This is a genomic window from Streptomyces sp. NBC_00872 (assembly GCF_045161915.1).
Lineage (GTDB): Bacteria > Actinomycetota > Actinomycetes > Streptomycetales > Streptomycetaceae > Streptomyces.
In genome coordinates, this window is the sequence record NZ_CP108806.1 from 1,676,967 (window position 1) to 1,695,766 (window position 18,800).

General features: G+C 67.3%; 22 protein-coding genes. 13 read left to right on the top strand and 9 right to left on the bottom strand.

Annotated elements, in window-relative coordinates:
• Window positions 1–162: 162 nt before the first annotated feature.
• Together OG214_RS07125 and OG214_RS07130 are read left to right on the top strand one after the other, a co-directional pair.
• Window positions 163–1,206 carry a zinc-dependent alcohol dehydrogenase family protein gene (locus tag OG214_RS07125; RefSeq protein ID WP_405984207.1) on the top strand — a complete coding sequence of 348 codons (1,044 nt, stop codon included), beginning with the start codon at window positions 163–165 and terminating at the stop codon, window positions 1,204–1,206.
• Window positions 1,207–1,550: 344 nt separating this feature from the next.
• On the top strand, window positions 1,551–1,715 hold the full coding sequence (locus tag OG214_RS07130) for a hypothetical protein (protein ID WP_405984208.1): 165 nt from the start codon (window positions 1,551–1,553) through the stop codon (window positions 1,713–1,715).
• A 4-nt stretch (window positions 1,716–1,719) separates the two neighbouring features.
• On the opposite strand, the gene OG214_RS07135 is transcribed toward OG214_RS07130, so the two are convergent.
• Window positions 1,720–2,148, bottom strand: a complete 429-nt coding sequence (locus tag OG214_RS07135; protein ID WP_363080570.1) for a VOC family protein — start codon at window positions 2,146–2,148, stop codon at window positions 1,720–1,722.
• 578 nt (window positions 2,149–2,726) lie between these two features.
• The gene (locus OG214_RS07140; protein WP_383035146.1) at window positions 2,727–3,065 is read right to left on the bottom strand and encodes a MerR family transcriptional regulator; all 339 of its coding nucleotides are present in this window, start codon (window positions 3,063–3,065) and stop codon (window positions 2,727–2,729) included.
• Between the two features lie 1,171 nt (window positions 3,066–4,236).
• On the opposite strand from OG214_RS07140, the gene rpmF reads away from it, so the two are divergent.
• From rpmF to OG214_RS07170, 6 genes are all read left to right on the top strand, one after another.
• Window positions 4,237–4,407 carry a 50S ribosomal protein L32 gene (gene rpmF, locus OG214_RS07145; protein WP_363084188.1) on the top strand — a complete coding sequence of 57 codons (171 nt, stop codon included), beginning with the start codon at window positions 4,237–4,239 and terminating at the stop codon, window positions 4,405–4,407.
• A gap of 6 nt (window positions 4,408–4,413) precedes the next feature.
• Window positions 4,414–5,595 carry a GTP-binding protein gene (locus tag OG214_RS07150; protein ID WP_405984209.1) on the top strand — a complete coding sequence of 394 codons (1,182 nt, stop codon included), beginning with the start codon at window positions 4,414–4,416 and terminating at the stop codon, window positions 5,593–5,595.
• Between the two features lie 462 nt (window positions 5,596–6,057).
• On the top strand, window positions 6,058–6,249 hold the full coding sequence (locus OG214_RS07155; RefSeq protein WP_405984210.1) for a hypothetical protein: 192 nt from the start codon (window positions 6,058–6,060) through the stop codon (window positions 6,247–6,249).
• A 299-nt stretch (window positions 6,250–6,548) separates the two neighbouring features.
• Entirely contained in the window at window positions 6,549–6,902 is a 354-nt protein-coding gene (locus OG214_RS07160) for a hypothetical protein (protein ID WP_405984211.1), read from the top strand.
• A 113-nt stretch (window positions 6,903–7,015) separates the two neighbouring features.
• On the top strand, window positions 7,016–7,510 hold the full coding sequence (locus OG214_RS07165) for a hypothetical protein (protein ID WP_405984212.1): 495 nt from the start codon (window positions 7,016–7,018) through the stop codon (window positions 7,508–7,510).
• On the top strand, window positions 7,507–7,770 hold the full coding sequence (locus tag OG214_RS07170) for a hypothetical protein (RefSeq protein ID WP_363080294.1): 264 nt from the start codon (window positions 7,507–7,509) through the stop codon (window positions 7,768–7,770). Before OG214_RS07165 ends, OG214_RS07170 begins: the two co-directional genes overlap by 4 nt.
• A gap of 245 nt (window positions 7,771–8,015) precedes the next feature.
• On the opposite strand, the gene OG214_RS07175 is transcribed toward OG214_RS07170, so the two are convergent.
• Window positions 8,016–8,483 (bottom strand): winged helix-turn-helix transcriptional regulator, encoded by a 468-nt coding sequence (locus OG214_RS07175; RefSeq protein ID WP_405984213.1) that lies wholly within the window; start codon window positions 8,481–8,483, stop codon window positions 8,016–8,018.
• A gap of 251 nt (window positions 8,484–8,734) precedes the next feature.
• Here OG214_RS07175 and OG214_RS07180 point away from each other — a divergent pair, with 251 nt between their 5' ends.
• The 3 genes from OG214_RS07180 to OG214_RS07190 all read left to right on the top strand — a co-directional run bounded on the left by OG214_RS07180 (window position 8,735) and on the right by OG214_RS07190 (window position 11,305).
• Entirely contained in the window at window positions 8,735–9,550 is an 816-nt protein-coding gene (locus OG214_RS07180; RefSeq protein WP_363080296.1) for an enoyl-CoA hydratase/isomerase family protein, read from the top strand.
• Window positions 9,551–9,718: 168 nt separating this feature from the next.
• Complete coding sequence (locus OG214_RS07185; protein WP_363080297.1) at window positions 9,719–10,156, top strand: hypothetical protein; 438 nt, start codon at window positions 9,719–9,721, stop codon at window positions 10,154–10,156.
• 189 nt (window positions 10,157–10,345) lie between these two features.
• Window positions 10,346–11,305: a TDT family transporter gene (locus OG214_RS07190; protein ID WP_405984214.1), complete on the top strand. Its 960-nt coding sequence runs from the start codon at window positions 10,346–10,348 to the stop codon at window positions 11,303–11,305.
• A 226-nt stretch (window positions 11,306–11,531) separates the two neighbouring features.
• Here OG214_RS07190 and OG214_RS07195 read toward each other — a convergent pair whose 3' ends face one another.
• The 5 genes from OG214_RS07195 to OG214_RS07215 form a co-directional block, all read right to left on the bottom strand.
• Window positions 11,532–11,978: a lipocalin-like domain-containing protein gene (locus OG214_RS07195; protein ID WP_405984215.1), complete on the bottom strand. Its 447-nt coding sequence runs from the start codon at window positions 11,976–11,978 to the stop codon at window positions 11,532–11,534.
• Window positions 11,978–12,847: an MBL fold metallo-hydrolase gene (locus tag OG214_RS07200; protein ID WP_405984216.1), complete on the bottom strand. Its 870-nt coding sequence runs from the start codon at window positions 12,845–12,847 to the stop codon at window positions 11,978–11,980. The genes OG214_RS07195 and OG214_RS07200 overlap by 1 nt, the downstream gene beginning before the upstream one ends.
• A gap of 420 nt (window positions 12,848–13,267) precedes the next feature.
• On the bottom strand, window positions 13,268–14,263 hold the full coding sequence (locus tag OG214_RS07205) for a zinc-binding alcohol dehydrogenase family protein (protein WP_405984217.1): 996 nt from the start codon (window positions 14,261–14,263) through the stop codon (window positions 13,268–13,270).
• Window positions 14,260–14,868, bottom strand: a complete 609-nt coding sequence (locus tag OG214_RS07210) for an NADPH-dependent F420 reductase (protein ID WP_405984218.1) — start codon at window positions 14,866–14,868, stop codon at window positions 14,260–14,262. The genes OG214_RS07205 and OG214_RS07210 overlap by 4 nt, the downstream gene beginning before the upstream one ends.
• Window positions 14,869–14,920: 52 nt before the next feature.
• Entirely contained in the window at window positions 14,921–15,793 is an 873-nt protein-coding gene (locus OG214_RS07215) for an NAD(P)H-binding protein (RefSeq protein ID WP_405984219.1), read from the bottom strand.
• 451 nt (window positions 15,794–16,244) lie between these two features.
• Here OG214_RS07215 and OG214_RS07220 point away from each other — a divergent pair, with 451 nt between their 5' ends.
• Together OG214_RS07220 and OG214_RS07225 are read left to right on the top strand one after the other, a co-directional pair.
• The gene (locus tag OG214_RS07220; protein WP_405984220.1) at window positions 16,245–17,006 is read left to right on the top strand and encodes an oxidoreductase; all 762 of its coding nucleotides are present in this window, start codon (window positions 16,245–16,247) and stop codon (window positions 17,004–17,006) included.
• Between the two features lie 75 nt (window positions 17,007–17,081).
• On the top strand, window positions 17,082–17,549 hold the full coding sequence (locus tag OG214_RS07225; RefSeq protein WP_363080306.1) for a MarR family transcriptional regulator: 468 nt from the start codon (window positions 17,082–17,084) through the stop codon (window positions 17,547–17,549).
• A 167-nt stretch (window positions 17,550–17,716) separates the two neighbouring features.
• On the opposite strand, the gene OG214_RS07230 is transcribed toward OG214_RS07225, so the two are convergent.
• Window positions 17,717–18,535 (bottom strand): class I SAM-dependent methyltransferase, encoded by an 819-nt coding sequence (locus OG214_RS07230; protein WP_405984221.1) that lies wholly within the window; start codon window positions 18,533–18,535, stop codon window positions 17,717–17,719.
• Window positions 18,536–18,800: the final 265 nt, after the last annotated feature.

The window sequence follows — 18,800 nt, forward strand, 5'->3', positions numbered from 1 at the left end:
TACGGGGCCGGTCGGCCCATGCGCCCGCCGGGTACACCGCCGCAGGCTGGGGCGTAGGGAGAGCATCCCCGAACACCGCTGAACACCCCTGAACATCCCCGAATCAACCCCCGATCGCCATCGGCGGGCCACCACCGACCCGCCAGCGAGGAGACGCGCGTCATGAAGGCATTGGTCTTTCACGGGCCCGGACGGTCCTCATGGGACGAGGTCCCCGAACCCTCGATCAAGGACGGGGCGGATGTGATCGTCCGCGTCGACTCGGTCACCATCTGCGGCACCGATCTGCACATCCTCAAGGGAGACCTCCCGGAGGTCGTTCCCGGGACCGTTCTCGGTCATGAGGCCGTCGGCGAGGTCGTGGAGACGGGTGGTGATGTGCGTACCGTACGGCCCGGCGACCGGGTGCTGGTGTCCTGTGTCTCGGCGTGCGGGCGCTGCCGTTTCTGCCGCGAGGCGCGGTACGGCCAGTGCCTGGGCGGCGGGGGCTGGGTACTGGGACATCTCATCGACGGGACGCAGGCCGAGTATGTGCGAGTGCCCTTCGCCGATCTGTCGGTCCACCCGCTGCCCGGTGCCCTGGACAGCCAGGACGCGGTCCTGCTCGCCGACATCTTTCCCACCGCCTACGAGGTGGGGGTGCTCAACGGCCGAGTCCGGCCGGGCGACACGGTGGTCGTGGTCGGCGCGGGGCCCATCGGTCTGGCCGCCGTCGCCACGGCGCGGCTGTTCTCACCGGGCCGTGTCATCGCGGTCGATCTGGCGCCGTCCCGTCTTGAGATGGCGCGCAAGCTCGGCGCCGACGCGGTGGCGGACGCGAAGGAGAATCCCGCGCATCTGGTCGAGGATCTGACCGGCGGACTCGGGGCCGATGTGGCGATCGAGGCGGTGGGGCTGCCGGAGACCTTTGAACTGTGCACCCGCATGGTGCGGCCGGGCGGGCACGTCGCCAATGTCGGAGTGCACGGCAAGCCGGCCGTACTGCACCTGGAAGACCTGTGGATCAAGGACGTGACCATCACGACAGGGCTGGTGGACACCTTCTCCACACCGATGCTGATGGATATGGCGGCCGCCCGCCGTCTGCCCACCTCGTCGCTGGTCACACACAGCTTCGAACTGGACCGGATGGAGGAGGCGTACGACGTGTTCTCCACCGCTGAGAGCGGAGCACTCAAGGTGATTCTGGAGAGGTCCGCGGCCTGAGCGAGGAGGGCAGCCGTCCACGACGGTGACCACGGTGTGCGTCATCACATCGCTTACGGTGTGCGGTGTGCGGTACGTGGCGCATGCACGAGCTGACGCTGGATCAGGCGTCCGACGGCTACGAGCACTTCGATGCCCGCGACAACGGCTGGACCAAGGACGTTCTTCACCCCGACGGCTCGCGCTGACGATCCGGCGGGGCGCTGGGGCGCTGGGGCGAGGGCGCTCCCGTACCTCTGAGGCTGAGGGCGACCCCGTGCCTGCACCTCCCGCCTCCCGCCTCCGCGAGAGCGCTCCCGCACTGAACCGTCGGTCCCGCGGTGGCGCTCGTGGATGAGGGGGCCATGCAGATGAACGGTACGGCCGAACTGATCACCGTCGGCAAGTACCGTCAGCACGGAGCCACGACAGACCGGCAGGGTGTCCCCTCCGCCCGGTCCGGTACGGGCCTCTCCGCCCGGTCCGGTACGGGCCCCACTGCGGCGGCGCCCCGTACTCGGCGTCGCTGAACGCTCAGTCGAGACAGAACTCGTTGCCCTCGATGTCCTGCATCGCGATGCACGAATCGTTGCCGTCATACAGCAGTCGCACACGTACCGCGCCGAGCGGGACCAGTCGCGCGCACTCGGCTTCGAGCGCGGCGAGGCGCTCTTCACCCACGAGCCCGGTACCGACCCTCACGTCGAGATGCAGCCGGTTCTTGACGACCTTGCCTTCGGGGACGCGCTGAAAGAACAGGCGCGGGCCCACACCGGAGGGATCACTACAGGCGAACCATGAACCCTGATCCTCAGGAGACCGGGAGCGGTCGAAATCGTCCCACGTGGCGAACCCCGCAGGGGGCGGCGATACGACGTACCCCAACACCTCGCACCAAAAACGAGCGACGCGCTCAGGTTCCGCGCAGTCAAAGGTGACTTGGAACTGCTTGATCGATGACACAGGCGCACCATAACAGGAGGCTCTCCCGCTCATCTTCCAATAAAAATCGGCACGTTGGCGAGAAGATGGAGCCCGCCAGGAGCTTCGGTGCTGCTGCGGAACTGGAACGACGCCGGCGTATGGCAGCGGCTGCCCGAGGTCCTGCCCGCCGAACTCGATGCGGCATCGCGGCTGGACCGGTCCCGCTGATGGTCGGCTCAGGCGGTATCTGCCGACCGGCCCGTACCACCGACCACACCCTCGAAGGCCCACCGTGGGCAAACAACCGCTCCCCGCGCAAGCCGCCGCTCAACGCGAACCGCGAACCGCCTGCCGGTCCGGTCGGGCCAGAGGGAGGTATTTCCTCCGGGCGCGGTGTCTGCGCGGACATGCGTGGTCTATTTCCGAGCGGCCCGGCCTTCAATCTCTCCGGCCGAACCGGACGGACACCCGCACCGCCGCGGCCGGTACGGTCGCCCGGCATGGGGAGATTCCGGTCCGTCGGGAGGACGAAGAACGAGCCCGGAACGCGGCCGGCGTTCCGGGCGGGATGCGTGGGCGGCAGCCGCGAGCCTTGGGGGCGGTGCGGCCCGGCCGTCTCATTCCGCGGCCGTCGGCTTCGCCGATTCGGCGGCGCGGCGGTATTCGGCGTTGATGCGCTGGGCTTCTTCGAGCTGGTCTTCGAGGATGACGATGCGACAGGCCGCCTCGATGGGGGTGCCGTGGTCGACAAGTTCCCGGGCGCGGGCGGCGATGCGCAGTTGGTAGCGGGAGTAGCGGCGGTGGCCGCCCTCGGATCTGAGCGGGGTGATGAGCCGGGCTTCGCCGATGGCGCGGAGGAAGCCCTGGGTGGTGCCGAGCATTTCGGCGGCCCGGCCCATGGTGTAGGCGGGGTAGTCGTCGTCGTCGAGACGGTCGTAGGAGTCGTCTGCTGTCATTTGCACCTCTCCGTGGAACGCGTGGAGGGGCCCTGGTGCCGTACAGCACCAGGGCCCCGAAGGAACTGCTACACCATCTGCCGACCTCGGTACAGCGTCGGCCTTCTTTTTCCGCACCAGCTCGCGGGGGATGAGAGCGTGCGCGGGGATCGCGGTTGCTTGACCGGAGACCACCTCACTATCGATGTCCTGCGGTACCCGGGACCGATATATCCGCCCCGGGCGATCCTGATGGCGCCTGGCTCCTCCGTTCTTCCCTCTGGATCAATCACTTACCAATCGGGTGTTGCGTACTGCTGGTGAAAACCGCTCAGTGGCCTGTGACAGCGCCACTTTCGGCAGCCAGCCCCGTCGCCCGTCCTGCGTCCGCTCTGGCTTGGAACCCCACTGCCGAACTTCCCGGTGCGCGCGTCCGCAGTCGACGCCTTCACCGAGGTGCTGCTCGATTACTTCACTGCTGGGTACTGCGCACTGCACTTACCGGTACTGCTCACGGCGGCCCCTGATCACCGCGGGCCGCGGGGCGGTCGTCAGTCCCGTCGCCATCCTGCGACAACCCTGGCTCCGGAACTCCACCACCGCCCGTCCCACGAACTGCGACTGCGTGTACCGCTGCCCGGCAGTTCGTCTCTGCCGGGCTCTTCGTCTCTCTGGCTACGAGAGAAACCATAACCGCACCATCACCCAATGTCTACTCCGGCCAACATAGATTTTCGTGTGTCCGAAAGCGAGACGATCGCCCTCGAAGGGCAACGAAAAACAGACCCGGAACCGTCAGCGCCCGGCCCGCGGACCACAGGCGGGCCACAGGTGGGCCACAGGCGGACCGCAGGCGGGATGCAGAACCGTACGGACAGAACGGACATAGCCGATCCGGAGACCGCGGCGACCTGAGGGACGGGTCGCGTTCGGCATCGCCCGCCGGGCGCCCAAGGAACGGTGCGGGTCATCCGACCGCATGCAGGTCGACGTATGGGCAGTCCGGTGTCAGGCCGACGCTCAGCGTGGGACTCCCGTGGATCTCGACCGGTTGACCGAATTCAGCGAGGTACGAGATATGGGTGAGCCGGCCGTCGGCGCTCTCGGTCAACTCCGGCGCCACACACCTCGTTGGTAATGATAGCCGTTTTCATATACGGTCTGTCTCTCACCCATCCCTCCGGAGGTCCCCATGGCCGTGCCCAAACGCAAGATGTCCCGCAGCAACACCCGCCACCGCCGCGCGCAGTGGAAGGCCACGACGCCCCAGCTCGTGCCGATCACCGTGGACGGAGTCCCGTATCTGGTGCCCCAGCGGCTGGCGAAGGCGTACGAGCGCGGCCTGCTGCGCCCCGAAGGCTGACACCCCATGCCGAACGGCCAGTTCAGCCGCCTGCCCGTCACCGTCCTGTCCGGGTTCCTGGGTGCCGGCAAGACCACCCTGCTCAACCATGTCCTCGGCAACCGCGACGGCCTGCGCGTCGCCGTCATCGTCAACGACATGAGCGAGGTCAACATCGACGCCGCCCTGGTGCGCGGCGGCGAGGCCGCCCTCTCGCACACCGAGGAACGTCTGGTCGAGATGACCAACGGATGTATCTGCTGCACCCTGCGCGACGACCTGCTTGAGGAGGTCGGCAGGCTGGCACGCGAGGACCGCTTCGACTACCTCCTGATCGAGTCGTCCGGCATCTCCGAACCCATGCCGGTCGCCGCCACGTTCGCCTTCGCCCGCGACGACGGGGCGACACTGGACGATCTCGCCCGGCTGGACACCATGGTCACCGTCGTCGACGCGGCGAACTTCCTGACCGAACTGGCAAGCGGAGACGAGCTCGTGGAACGCGGCCTGGACCAGTACGAGGACGACGAACGCACCGTGAGCGACCTGCTGATGGACCAGATCGAGTTCGCCGACGTCATCGTCCTCAACAAACTCGACCTCGTCGACGCCGAAGCCGCCGACCGGCTGCGGGCGACCCTGACCCGCCTCAACCCGGCCGCCCGGATCGTCCCCGCCATCCACGGCCGCGTCCGGCTCGGGGATGTCCTCGGCACCCGGCTCTTCGACCTGGAGCGGGCGCAGCAGGCCCCGGGCTGGGTGATGGAGCTCAACGGCGACCATGTGCCCGAGACGGAGGAGTACGGCATCTCTTCCACCGTCTTCCGCTCCGAGGCGCCTTTCCACCCCGGGCGGCTGTGGACGTTCGTGACCGAGGAACTCGACAGCGGCGCCTACGGGCAGATCCTGCGCTCCAAGGGCTTCTTCACTCTCGCCGGCCGCTCGCATGTGACGGGCCTGTGGTCACAGGCCGGCGCCGTGGCCCGCTTCGAACCCTCCGCCGCGCGCGACTCCCGCAGTCCCGACGCTCAGGAACTGGTCTTCATCGGAACCCACTTGCGCGCGGACGCGCTGCGAGCGGCCCTGGCCGACTGTCTGATGGCGGACGGCGAGGCACGGCCTTCCACCGACCCGTTCCCCCGCTGGGACACCTACGGCATCGACGACACCTGCGAACACGAGCACCCCGCACTCGCAACAGGGCCCTGAAGTCTCCGGGCCGGACAGTGGTCGCAGCCACGGCACTGTCCGGCCCGGTACGGAACTCGACCCCGGCGGTCCGCGTGGTGGAGAACGGCATACGTCCGGGCGATCGACGGCGCGGTGACGTCGATGACGGGAGCCGGCGTCAGGACCGGAGCCGGGGTCCTGATCGAGGTCGGCGACGGCAGCAGCTTCGGGGACAAGCTGTCCATCGATTCCTACGGGAGGGCGATTCCTACGGGAGGGTCGGTGGGGGGGCCGCCAACCGCGGTGTCGCCGCGTCACCCCGGTTCCCGATCCTGATTGGGTACGCGGGTCTGTAGGCCGAGGGAGCCGGGCGCCCTGTTCAGTGCCGAGGATGGTGACGCCGGCGCCTTCGGCGGCGACCCTGCGGGCAGTGGCGAGCCCGATGCTCGAGCCGCCGGTGATGATGACGGTCTTACGGGCGAAGCGCATCCGGATTTCACCGTGCATCTCAAGAACGGCATCCGCGCCGACGTGCCCGCCCGTGCCGAGATCATCACCGCCGAGGCCACCCGCCGGAAGGTTCTGCCCGAAATCGCCCGGCAGTCGCGAAGCTACGGAGAGGACGGCGAAGACATGGACCTCAGTGAATGGTTCGCTTCAAGCCCGCTTGTCGAATTCAGGCCGCTGATCTGATCGAGCCCCCTACCGACGCGTGCCCCAACTCACCGATCGAACGGCCGAGTTCAGCTGAGACGGCAGATCGACAGCAGCACAGGCACATCACACTGCCAGTTCCGTGGACCGGCTCCCGCCCGGCAGGAGGCAGGTCCGTCCACAGGCCAGGCGTGGCACGGGACCGGATCGGGGCCGCGGTGACTCAGCCGTACGGCCGCGGCCACAATCCGCCATCAGGTGACCGGTTTACGGATACATGAGCACTGCGGCCATGGCATGTAATACCCGGTATCAACTCACCCTCGATAAGGAGATCCATGCGATTGTCGACGGCTGCGACGACAGGACTACTCGCCATCTCCGTAACCGGGGCCCTGCTCACCGGCACAGCCGGCGCCGCCGAACAGGGATCCAGGGCCACCTGCCTTTACCCCTACGTGTGTGTCATCAAGAACAACAACATCATCGGGCAGTTCCAGGACCTGACGGGAGGATGGCAGTTCCTGCCGTCGAAACCCGCGGCCCCGCTCACCGTCGTGAACACCCGCAACAGCGCCGTCTCCATTCGTTGGACCACCGGCACAACAGCATGCCTTCCCCCGAGTTCCACGATCGGATTCAGTACAGGACAGTTGGACGCGGTGCGCATCTCCAGCTCCCCAACCTGCTGAGCACGCCGTCGCGGACCAGGGCGCACCCTCACCGCACCCGTACACCCGCCCCAGGCCGTAAGTACCTCGTACTCCGGGCCGTCTCGGCACCGTCAACGAGGAGGACGAGAGCGGTGATCGAGAATGTCGAGCACGCGTTGCGTGTGCACCGCCGCAGCACTGGTTCCTTGGCCCTGGGGGTGCTGCTCACCCCCACACCGGTCGGCCAGGGCATCCTGGACATCATGACCCAGCTCGTCCAGGGCATCCGCCCCGCCGACAGCGGGCAGGCCGAGAAGGCCGCAGTGCCGCCGGCACCGCCCACCCCGGAGTGGGTCAACCCTGACGGCACGGTGGACGAGTCCAAGATGCCCGAAGAGCTGCCGCTGATCGGGGCGGACGGCAAGGTGGTCAAGGACGCAAACGGCAAGACCTCATGGTCAGGACACGCGTCAAGATCGCGCAGTCCGGTGCGCCCCAGGCGCCCGTGGCTGGTCCCCGGGCCGGGGAGAAGCGGTCCGTCAGCACGGACGCAGAAGGCCGCAAGACGGAGACCGTCGAGGTCAAGCCGTCCGTTCCGCCCGCGCAGTGACCTTGACGGGCACTCCGGAGAAGAAGGGCCCGTATGAGCAGGCTGCTGGAAGCGGTGTGTGCGCTGACCGTGGGCGTCCTCGTTGCGCTCCTTGTATGGGGTGCCGACCGTGGCGCCGTGCGGGTGGCGTGGCGGGAGGGCGAGATGAGCGGTGTGACGGTCGTGTTCGTGGCGGCGTGTGCGCTGTGGCTGGTGCTGTGGCGCAGGCGTACCGGGCGCGGCCGGCCGGCATGGCCGCTTGTGGTGCTGCTGTGCGGTGCGGCTGTTGCGCTGGTCGTGGCGGCCATGGCCAATTGACCGGCGCAGGCGGGCAGGTGGGGCTTCCCGTTCTTGTGGGCGGGGAGCCCCGCTGGCGTTTTCGGGCCAGGGCCTCTCGTTTGGGTCTTGCTGGGCTCGCCTGCCCTGGCACCTCGCCTCGCCGCGTTGCCGTCGGTCGCCTACGCTCCGCGTGGACTCCCTCCTCCGCCTCCCGGACGAGAGCCGTTAACCCCGTACGCAGAAGGCGACTTCCGCTCGGACCGAGCGACGCGGACAACAGGTTCTCAGTCCTCGGGCTGTACGGCTCCGGGGCCGTAGATTATGCGGACGTGCTCGGGGTTCACGGCGGTGCCGTCCGCGTCGGTGAAGGCGAGGGTGACCGGTTGCCCCGTGGCCTCGTCGACGAACAGCACCGCGGGTTCGCGACTGGTCGGCGCGTGCACGTTGCCCCAGGATGTGAAGGCCGCGAGAATCGGAAGCGCATCGCGTCCCGCGTCCGTGAGGATGTACTCGTCACGTGTGCGCTTTCCGGGCTCGCGGTAAGGCCTGCGCTCCAGGAGCCCCGCCTCGACGAGTGAGGCGAGGCGCATGATGAGGACATCCGTGGGCACTCCGATCTTCAGGAACTCCGCGTAACGCGTACGCCCGAAGGACGCCTCCCGGAGGATCAGCAGATTCCACTTGAGGCCCAGCACCTCAAGGCTGTGGGCGATCGGGCAGTACCTGTTGGGAGGGAGCTCCAAGACCTTCATGGGTCAATTTTAACCTGGATTGCAGAAACCAATCCAGGCGTCTGTGCTCGCGCCGACGACGCGGTGGCGCCTTCGCTTCCTGTCGCAATGTCGGGCGGAGCGAAGACCCGCCGAAAGGTTCTCCGCAGGATTTCCGGCAATCGGTTCACCCCGCTCCCCCACGCTCAGCACATCACCGAAGGAACGGTCGGGACGAAACGACAGAATCCACTTGACTTGCGTTCCCCAAGTCAGGTATGTAACGTGAATTCATGAACCACTTCACCATCACCAAGCCATCGTCTTCACTGTGGCGGGTTTCCTTCGACAATCCTCCGGTGAATGTGTTCAGCTCGCAAACGATCATCGAGCTGCGGACCCTTGTCGACGCCGCCGAAACCGACCCGGATCTCACCGTCATCCTGTTCGAGAGCGCGAATCCCGACTATTTCTGCGCTCACTGGGATCTCACCGACGACACATCGTCCCTGGCGAGCGAGCCGCCCCCCGTCACGGGGCAGCAGGCCTTCGTGGACGTGCTCATCCGGCTCAGCAAGTTGCCCGTCATCTCCATCAGCGCCATCCGAGGCCGGGCACGCGGGGCCGGTAGCGAATTCCTTCTCGCCACCGACATCCGCTTCGCAAGCCGCGAGCGTGCTCTTATCGGACAGTTCGAGATGACCACTGGCGTCGCCCCCGGCGGCGGGGCCGTTTCGCGTCTTCCACGACTGGTCGGTCGCGGACGTGCGCTTGAGATCCTGGCCGGTGCCGAAGATTTCGACGGCGACCTCGCAGAGCGGTACGGCTATGTCAACCGGTCCGTCCCGGATGCGGAGTTCGACGAGTTCATCAATTCGTTCGCCCATCGCGTCGCCGGCACCGATCGTGGTGCCGTCGCGGAAATGAAGGGCTGGGTCAACGAGATGACCCTTCCTGATGACCAGGAGTTCAGGCCGCAATCTGACGCGTTCTTCGCCCGAGTGGCTGGTCCCGAGGTCAGTGGATGGATCACTCGAGCCTTCGAGCAAGGATTGCAGCAGCCCGGAGACCTTGAGGAGCGGCTCGGCACACGTGGGTTCGAGGTGTAGGGGACCGTTCGGAGCATTTAATCGGAGCATTTAAACGGTCGGGACGGTGCGATCACCCGTTCTCATCCACATCACAGCACGACCAGAGGGACGCGCCTGTCATCCAAAGTGGAGGCATCATGTCCGCAACAGCCGACGGCAAGACCGTCCTGGTCTCGGGAGCGACCGGTGACACCGGGCGAGCGACCGTACAAGAGTCCCTCGCGCTCGGTCGGCAAGGGGACCAGTTCCCCTGTCGCCGCCGAGGACCAGGGACGTGCCATTGCCGCGCTGCTCCTCCACCCCGAGAAGCACATCGGCACCACCGTCCCGCTCTCCGGGCCCGTGGAGATGGGCCACGAGCAAATGGCGGCCGAGCTCTCCGAAGCTCTGGGCAGGAGGATCGTCTTCGAGAACCCGCCCATGGAGGAATATGCCGCGCACCTCGAGGAGGCGGGCGTCCCCCCGTACGGTGTCGCACACATCACCGGCGCGATGGTCGACTATCAGAACGGCGCCATGTCGGGAGCCGACAACAACATCGAAGAGCTCACCGGCCGCCGTTCCATGACCGTCGGTGAGTATGCCCGCGCGCACGCCGACCTTCTCAACGGTGTCAGCCGTTGAAGTGGCCACGGGCCGACCGCCTTGCCGCCGCCCCAGGGAAGGCCGTTGTCAGGACATCGCGAGGCGCAGCTCTGGCGCCCCGGCCTCACACTCCGCCGCCGCGAACGGCTACGCCCCGAGTGGCTACGACCCGAGCGGCTGCGCCCCGAGCCCAGTGCGCCACGCTGCCACCTTTCCGAGGAGTTCGTCTTGGCTACGCAGGCACAACGGATCCCGCTCAACTTCTTCAGTATGGCCTTCGGTCTGGCAGGCCTCGCGGGCTGCTGGGTCACAGCCGCCAAAGGGGGGCACGTCACCCACGTGGTGGGAGACGCGCTTCTGGCGCTCTGCGCCGTGGTCTGGTTGGCCACGGTGGTCTTCTACCTGCGCTACGTCCTGTCGAAGCGGGGCGCCTTCCGCGCAGACCTGCTCGACCCCGTAGGGAGCCCCTTTTCCTCGCTCGCCGTCATCACGCCCATGCTGCTGGCGTCCCAAGGCCTCGCCCCACACGCACCGAGCGCGGGGAAAGTGCTGGTGGACATCTTCCTGGTGCTGACCGTGCTCCTCGGGGGCTGGCTCACGGGCCAGTGGATCTACGGGCCCCTCGAACTCGACCGGCTGCACCCCGGCTACTTCCTGCCCACCGTCGCCGGCGGCCTGGTCGCCGCGGCATCGGCCGCTGAGGTCGGCCAACAACGGCTGGCCGAGGCGATGCTCGGCCTGGGCATCGTCTGCTGGTTCATCCTTGGCTCGATGATCATGGCCCGGCTTTTCTTCCGTCCCACGCTGCCCACTCCGCTGCTGCCCACGCTGGCCATCGAGGTGGCGCCCCCGACCGTGGCGAGCGTTGCCTACTTCGCCGTCAACGGCGGCCGGATCGACTTCTTCGCGGCGGCCCTGGCGGGCTACGCGCTGCTGATGGTCCTCGCACAGATCAGACTGCTTCCCGTTTTCCTCCGCCTCCGGTTCACCCCCAGTACGTGGGCCTTCACCTTCTCCTGGGCCGCAGCGGTCACGGCGACCCTCCACTGGAACGAGGCGGGGCGACCCGCCGGACAAACTGTCTATACATATCTGCTGCTCGCAGCGATCACGGCGTTCATCGGCGCCATCGCGGTCCGCACCGCACTCGCTCTCGCCCGCCGCACCCTGCTCCCGCCCAGCCCCTGACCCCACTCCCGCCGGCGCGTTACGGGTGGCCTACCGGGACTCGTTCCAGTGCACCGCGGTGGCGACCACAGCGGTCCACGAGAAGGCGAGCGCCCGCCCAGGTGCCGGGGACGAACTCCCGGAGCCGGCCTTCCCCACGATCGCGACCGCCCACCTCCGCTGCTACAAACCGCTCCTCGAACTGACCATGTACGACACCGTCCAAATACCGCTCCTGGCGGCCGGTTCACTGAGGGCGGGGTGCCGCCCGCTTCCAGACCAGGACGGAGTGCACCATGCCGCGCGGGAAGGTGTCGTCCGCTACCAGCGTCAGTTGATTGCCGTCGAACGTGGCCTCGCGGATCAGGATGGTGCCCAGCCAGGCCGGCAGCAGGGACACCTCGACATCGTGGTGGAGCGTCCGGGCCGACTCGTCCACGGTGTACTTGCCGCTGTAGGCCAGGTACCCGGTTGCGGCGGCCGCCGCTTGTTCGAGGTCATCGCCGTCGCTGTCGAGCAGATGGTAGTCGTGGCGGCCCGGCCGCATGATCTGAGCCGACATGTAGCCGTCTGCGGTGTACATGATGATGCCGGTGGCATCTTGGCCGAGGGGATAGGTGATTCCTGGGCGTTCGGTGTATTCGGCCGTGAACGACATCAGCTGCCACGTTCCGACGACCTGGTCCGCGAGCATCACCCTGCTCCTTCGGGGATCGTCTTGACGGGCAGCCCGAACATCAGCCAGGACTGGTGGCTGTCCCAGTGCGGATAGAGCTTGTCCATCTCCTCGAACAGCTCCTGCTCAGAGGTGGTGGACTCCTTGAGCCGGCCGAAGTCACGCAAGTAGCGCTTGGAGCCTTCGATGCACTCGGGGGTGTCGGGGGCACCGGTCTTCTTGTGGCCGGCGACCGCGATCCTCGGGTTGAGTGCCGCCAGCCGGTCAAGCGCGGCGATCCAGTTCTTCCGGCTCGCCGGTGTCGTCTCGCCAACGAACATGTGGCACTGGTTGTAGAGCACGTCGCCGGCGACAACCAGGTCGATGGAGGGCACATGCACCGAGGTACTGTGCAGCCCGTCGGTGCGCCCTTGCTCGATGATGCGGATTTCCTCGCCTTCGAGCGTGAAGGTGTCCGACTCGTACAGCTCGGGCAGGGCCATGGTCGTGGGCAAGCCAGGCCACATCTTCCGGCTGAACTCGATCAGCTCCGGTGGGATCTGGGCGATGAGTTCCATCGTGCCGGGCGTGGCGATCGCTTTGGCGTTCGGGAAGTGTTCGAGCACAGCCGACAGTCCGAAAAAGTGATCGGGATGTCCGTGAGTGATGTAGATCGTCGTGAGGTTCTTGTCGTGCAGAGCGATCCAGCTCGCCAGGGCCTCGCCCTCCGCTGCGGTGGTGAGTGCGTCGACCAGCACGGCGTCACGTTCACCGTAGATCAGCGTGGCTGTGGTCGGATCCCAGCCGAACGGCGGACCCATCTCGAACGGCCGCTCGCCGACGGCAGACCTGCGAGGCGAGTTGAATACGTTGACGTCCAAGCTCTTCGAAGAACGCGTCTTGGACATGGTCCGAGCCTTTCTTCCGTGCAGTGCACACTTCATAGGGCTAAGGCGTGGTGCCATGAAGTCGGCCGGCGACAACGCCCTCTCTGCGGCGAGGTACTCCTGGAGCGATTCGCTGCGTCCGAATTCAGATGACCTTTTCAACCTTCAGACGCCTTGGCATATCCATGAGTTCCCCTTCACCGATCGCGCGGTTGATTACCGGCAAGGCTGCTTGGAACATCCATCTCATGAAAAGCCGAATCAAAGCCCCACGCTACCGAGGTACCGAGGTACCGCCAATGTGGATTATCCTACGCTCAAGCAAGCTGCGCTATGCGGGGATGATGTGGTCCGCCGCCGCGGGTCGTCGCAGCGCTCCTGAAGCCGGCCGTCCTGCACTCGACGTAGAGCTGCGACGTGCTGCCGGGGCCCCGTAGCGGGTCAGGTAGCGATGACGATCTTGCCGATGGTTCGTCCGCTTTCGACGAGTTCGTGGGCGGTGCGCATCGTCTCGGCCGTGAGCCCGTCGAGTCTGCGCGTGGTGATGGGGCGCAGGCGTCCGGCGGCGACGTGCTCGGCGACGCTTTCGAGGGTCTGGCCCTGGGCTTCGGGATCGGCGCCGTGGACGATCCGGCTGAAGACCATTTCCGTGTGCAGGGACAAGGACTTCGCCGCGAGAGCGCCTACGTCCAGCGAAGAGACGCCGTCCACGACGGACAGGTATCCGAACGGGCGCAGGATGTCTGGGATCCAGCTGAGGTGGTCGGCGCTCGCGGCGGTGGAGAGCACCATGTCCACGTGCGGAATGCCGGCCGCGTTCAGTTGTGCGGGGACATCGCCCGTGTGGTCGAGCACCAGGTCGGCGCCCATCTGCGAGCACCACTGCCGGGAGGCTTCTCGCGACGCGGTGCTGATGACGAGCGCGGATGTCCTGGTTTTCAGGAGCTGGGTGGCGAGTGAGCCGACGGCGCCGGCACCCCCGAGCACAAGGACCCGGGTGATTCCGGCCGGCAGAGTGTCCTGGTCTCTGAAGAGCGCTTCGGACGCGGTCAGAGCGCCGATGGGCAGACTCGCGGCGTCAACGAAGGAGAGCTGCTGCGGGATCTTGGCGAGGATCCGGTGGTCGACGGCGAGCCGCTCCGCCCAGCTACCGTCACGTGTGGTGTCGCCGGTGCCGAAGACGCGCTCGCCTACCGTAAAGCGCCGTACGTGCTCCCCAACCGCGATGACCACCCCGGCGAACTCCCAGCCGAGGAGGACCCGGCCGCCGGGCTCGGCACTGCGTATCCTGCGGATGAAGGCTTCGCCGGGGTTGACGCCGATGGCACGGACCTCGACCAGGACGTCCTGGTCGCGCAGCGTCGGCTCGGGTACCTCGGTCCGTTCAAGGGCGAAGTCGGCGAGGTCGTGCGCCGTCTCGTACACCAGGGCCTTCATGTGGTGAACCTTCCGCCGAAGGTGAGGTTGATCCCGGCGAGGGGGCCACCGAGCTGCTGCAAGCGTCCGCCGGTTGCCAGCGAACCGAGGTCGACGCTCACCAGGCCGGCTTGCTCGATCAGTTCGGTGACTGGCTTCTTCGCTTCGCTGTCGTCGCCTGAGACGAACAGGACAGTGTGCGGCTTGGCGGAGGAGAAGTCGGAGATCCAGGACATGGGAACGGAGTTGAAGGCTTTGACGACGCGGGCACCGGGGGCGAGGTCGGCGACGATCTCGCTGGAGGTGCGTCCTGAGAGGTCGCCGAGGGTGAACGGGTCGTAGCCGGCGACCCGATTGGTCGCGTCGACCAGGAGGCGACCCGACCAGTCGGGAACGGAGAACAGGGCGTTCTGCACGTTGGGCCAGTTGACCGCGAGGACGACGATGTCCTGCTCGGCGGCCTGCTGAGGGGTTCCGGCCGAGGCGCCAGAGCCGAGTTCCTCTACCAGCGGCGCAAGGGAGTCCGGTCCCTTGGTGTTGCTGAAGAGGACCTGGTGTCCCAGGGGCAGTACGTGCCGGGCGATGGTCTGGGCGACGACGCCCGCTCCGAGAAATCCGATTCTCATGGATGTACCTTTCTCAGTGTTTTTTCTCAGTGTTTTTTGACCGAGAGCGCGGTCAGCGGGTGGCGTATTCGGCACGCAGGAACTCCGCCGTGGTCGTGGGGCTGTGGCCGATGAGGGTCTCCAGATCCTTGCCCTTGGCCTCCCACTCGCCGGCGTTCATCCCTCGCACCCACGTGAGCACGAACTCGACGGCGAAGTCGGGGAACCCCACCGTGCGCATCGCGTCGAGGTACTCCTCGTCGGAGACGGGAACGTAGGGGACATCGAAGCCGTGGATGGCGGAGAGGATCTCCGCGATCTCGGCGAAGGAAACGGACGGCCCGCCGGTCAGGCGGTACGTCTTCCCCTCGTGTCCCTCCCCGGTGAGGATGGCGGCCTGCGCTGCCGCCAGGTCGTCGCGGGAAGCGGCGGCGAATCGCCCGTCCCCGGCAGGGACCCGTACTCCGTTCTCGTACGGGTCGGCTCCCATGTAGGGGGTGATGACATCGAGGAACGGCGGGTGCTCGGCCAGGGTGCAGGCCAGCCCCGACGCGGCCAGCTTCGCCTGTGTGAACTCGTCCTCGGCGGTGATCTCCTTCATCGAGAACGTCGAGCCCTCATCGCGGATGATGGGGGCATAGACCACGTGCCGGACGCCGGCGCCAACCGCGGCATCGATCACGTTCGCGTGGGCGGTCCTGCGGTCGGTGAAGGCGTGCGTGGGGACCAGCATCAGCTTGCCGATGCCCACGAACGCCTTTCGCAGCGACTCCGGATCCAGGTAGTCGCCCGTACGCAGCTCGATGCCCAGCTCGGCCAGGTCCTGAGCCTTGGCCGGATCGCGCACGAGTCCGACCAGATCGCTCGCGGGTCGCCGGTCCAGCAAGTGCTGGAGGGTCTTCTTCCCGAGCACACCGCTGGCGCCTGTCACAAGGATCTTGCTCATTTCACGTCTTTCTGAAGAGGGGGACGGGTGGTGCCGCTTCGCCTGCGCCTCCAGGGCCGGCCTGGTGCCGGGCAGACGGCGGCGCGAAAGGTGCCGCCGGAAAGCGCGGAAAGCGGTCGAATCCCGCTCGGGCGTGGCGGAAGGGGGCTTCGGCCGTACCTTGTCCGACCGAACGATCTCGGGGCCGCTCGGCCCGGACGCGCCCCGTGCGGACTGTCGGCCACCACTCCCACACCAACTAATGGCGGGGTTCAGCAACTACCTGAGCCACAGTACATCTCACTGGAGGAGATGCAAGCGGAGAGCGATCACACCTGCAAGGCGTGGCAGCTACGTGCAGATATGTCAGGTATGCCACATGCGGGTAGACGAGGCGCGCGGGCCCGTGAAACTACAAGCGGGGGTAAGTTTTTATTGGCGCTGTACAGCATCTGGTGGTAACACTGGATGCATGTACACACCTAGCAAGCCCATCCCGGGCGAGTTCGCCGGCCGCCGCGCGCTGGTCACAGGGGGATCCCGCGGCATCGGCGCTGCCATCGCTCAGCAGCTGCTCGATGAAGGCGCCCAAGTGGTGACCACCGCTCGTTCCCGCGCGGCGACGACGCCGGAAGGCTCGACCTTCATCCCGGCAGACCTGCGTTCGGCCGACGCGATCACGGCCCTGGTCACCGAAGCAGCACACACACTCGGCGGCCTCGATCTGCTGGTGCACAACGCGGGGGCTGCCCGCGTGCACCTCGAAGGCTCCGAGTCGATTCCGGACGAGGAGTGGCAGGACTCCCTGGACATCCACTTCCTGTCCGCGGTCCGCCTGATCAACGCGGCTCTTCCGGCGCTGCGCAAGGCTGAGAACCCGGCGATCGTGAACATCTCCACCAACGGCACCGAGACGCCGTCCGGCCCGCTGCTGCACTACGTCGCGGCGAAAGCCGCCTTGGACACCTACACCAAGGGCATCGCCCAAGACCTCGCCAAGGAGGGAATCCGCGTCAATCTGGTCACCCCTGGCCCGGTCGACACTCCCGGAGGCTCCGCCATCCTCCGGACCATCGCCGAGGGAATCGGCGCCACCCGCGAAGCCCTGGTCGCCGGTGTCCCTCTCGGGCGTGCCGGCGAACCCGGCGACATCGCCGAGGCCGTCGCCTTCCTGCTCTCCCCCCGCGCCCAGTGGATCACGGGGACGAACATCAAGGTCACGGGCGGATCCTGAACCGCCCTGCTGCCTGGCCGCGTCGGCGGCCAGGCAGCGCCGTCACTCCGCGGGCTCGCAGGATAGGGTCCCGACATGCCCCGAAAGACCAGCCGACCGAGATCTGAGGAACTCGTCGCGCTCTTCACCGAACTCGGCCCAGCTTGGGGAGCTTGGATCAACGCCTGCACCCCGGCTGGTTCGGTCAGCTACGTCCGCATGCGGCTCCTGAACGCACTGCACACCGACGGGGCGCAGACCATGACCCAGCTCGCCCAAGCGCTCGGCGTCACGCAGCGGCGTATCACCGCGCTCGTCGACGCCCTTGACGAGGACGGCCTGGTCGAGCGCCGGCCCAACCCCGCCGACGGCCGCAGTACCGTGGTCTCCCTCACCCGAGGCGGAACCGCTCTCCAGAAACTGGCCTGGGACGAGTACCGGACAGACATCAGCAGGGCCTTCGACGACCTCAGCCCCGAACAGCAGGAACAGCTCATCGAGATCACCCCTGTTCTCACCGAAGCCCTCCGCCGCCACACCGCGAGTCGCCCCACGCCGCAATGAACACGGCCCGATGCCGACGCCCATACCCACCTGCCAGGGCCCTTACCGAGCGTGACCGGGCTCGGCCCCCCTCGATCCACACTCGATCCGCGTCGCGGTGCAGGGCGGGGTCCTCCACCAGCAGGCCGCGCAGGCGCAGGAACCGGCATACGGGCTTGGGAGTGTCTTCAGAGTCCCGTCCGCCCGGCGCTGTGTGGTGTGTGCGCTCCCTCGGGCATTCCGGGAGGGACGGGCTCCGCGGTACCGCGCCGCGCCACGAACACGAACTCCCTGCCCGGCCGGTCGGGTGCGTCGCGTACGTCCTCGACGACGAAGCCGTGCTCGCGCAAGTCCCGCTCGATCTCCGCACGTTCACGGAATCGAAGTGTCGATTCCGAGGTCAGTACGTCCCCGTCCGCAGCGAACACGTGCGTACCCCGGAAGCTCACCAGCGGCAGGCTCACGTCCGTCAGCTCGACCCAGGTCTCGACGCGGCCGAAGCCCGGGATGTCCGTCATGCGGTACGTGGTCTCGCGCGTCCACTCCGCCCACTCCTCCCACACGCGCCGCGCCGGATCGCGTGTCTCGAAGACAAACCGCCCGCCGGGCCGCAGCGCCTCGTACGCGCCGCGCAGCGTCGTACGCCACGCCTGCGGATCGGCGATCGCCTGGGCGACATTCCCGGTCATCGTCACCAGGTCGGTCCGCATGGGCGGCAGGTCCCCCGCGTCGCCGTCGAGCCAGCGCACCCGCTCCGCGCCCGGCTTGCCACGCGCGACGTCGACGGACGCCCGCGCGGGATCGATCCCGGTGACCGTGATCCCGCGCTCGGCGAGCAGCAGCGCGAACACGCCCGTACCGCACCCGATGTCCAGCACGGACCGCGCCCCGAACTCCTCCGCCATCGCGAGATACGCGTCGAGATCGCCGCGGTCCGGATCGAGCGGGTCGTAGATGGCGGCGAGGCGCGGATGCCCGAAAGCCGCGTCAACAGATGCGTCAACCATGGAGGCGAACGTATGCGGCCCCGACCCCGCGCGGCCACTGCTTTTCGGGTTACTGCGCCAAGCGGGCACGGCGAAGCGCGCCGCCGGTCCCGGCGCCCCTACCGGGCACGGCCATACCGCAGCGAACCTCGGCCAGGCCGCTGAAGAGTTGTCTTCACATGTCACGCCCGCATCAGGAGCGACGCGAGAGTGACGGCCGCGCAAGGACTGAGGCAGCAACGGACGGAGGAACTCCCGCTCCGCATCCGACAGTTCAAGGCGACGT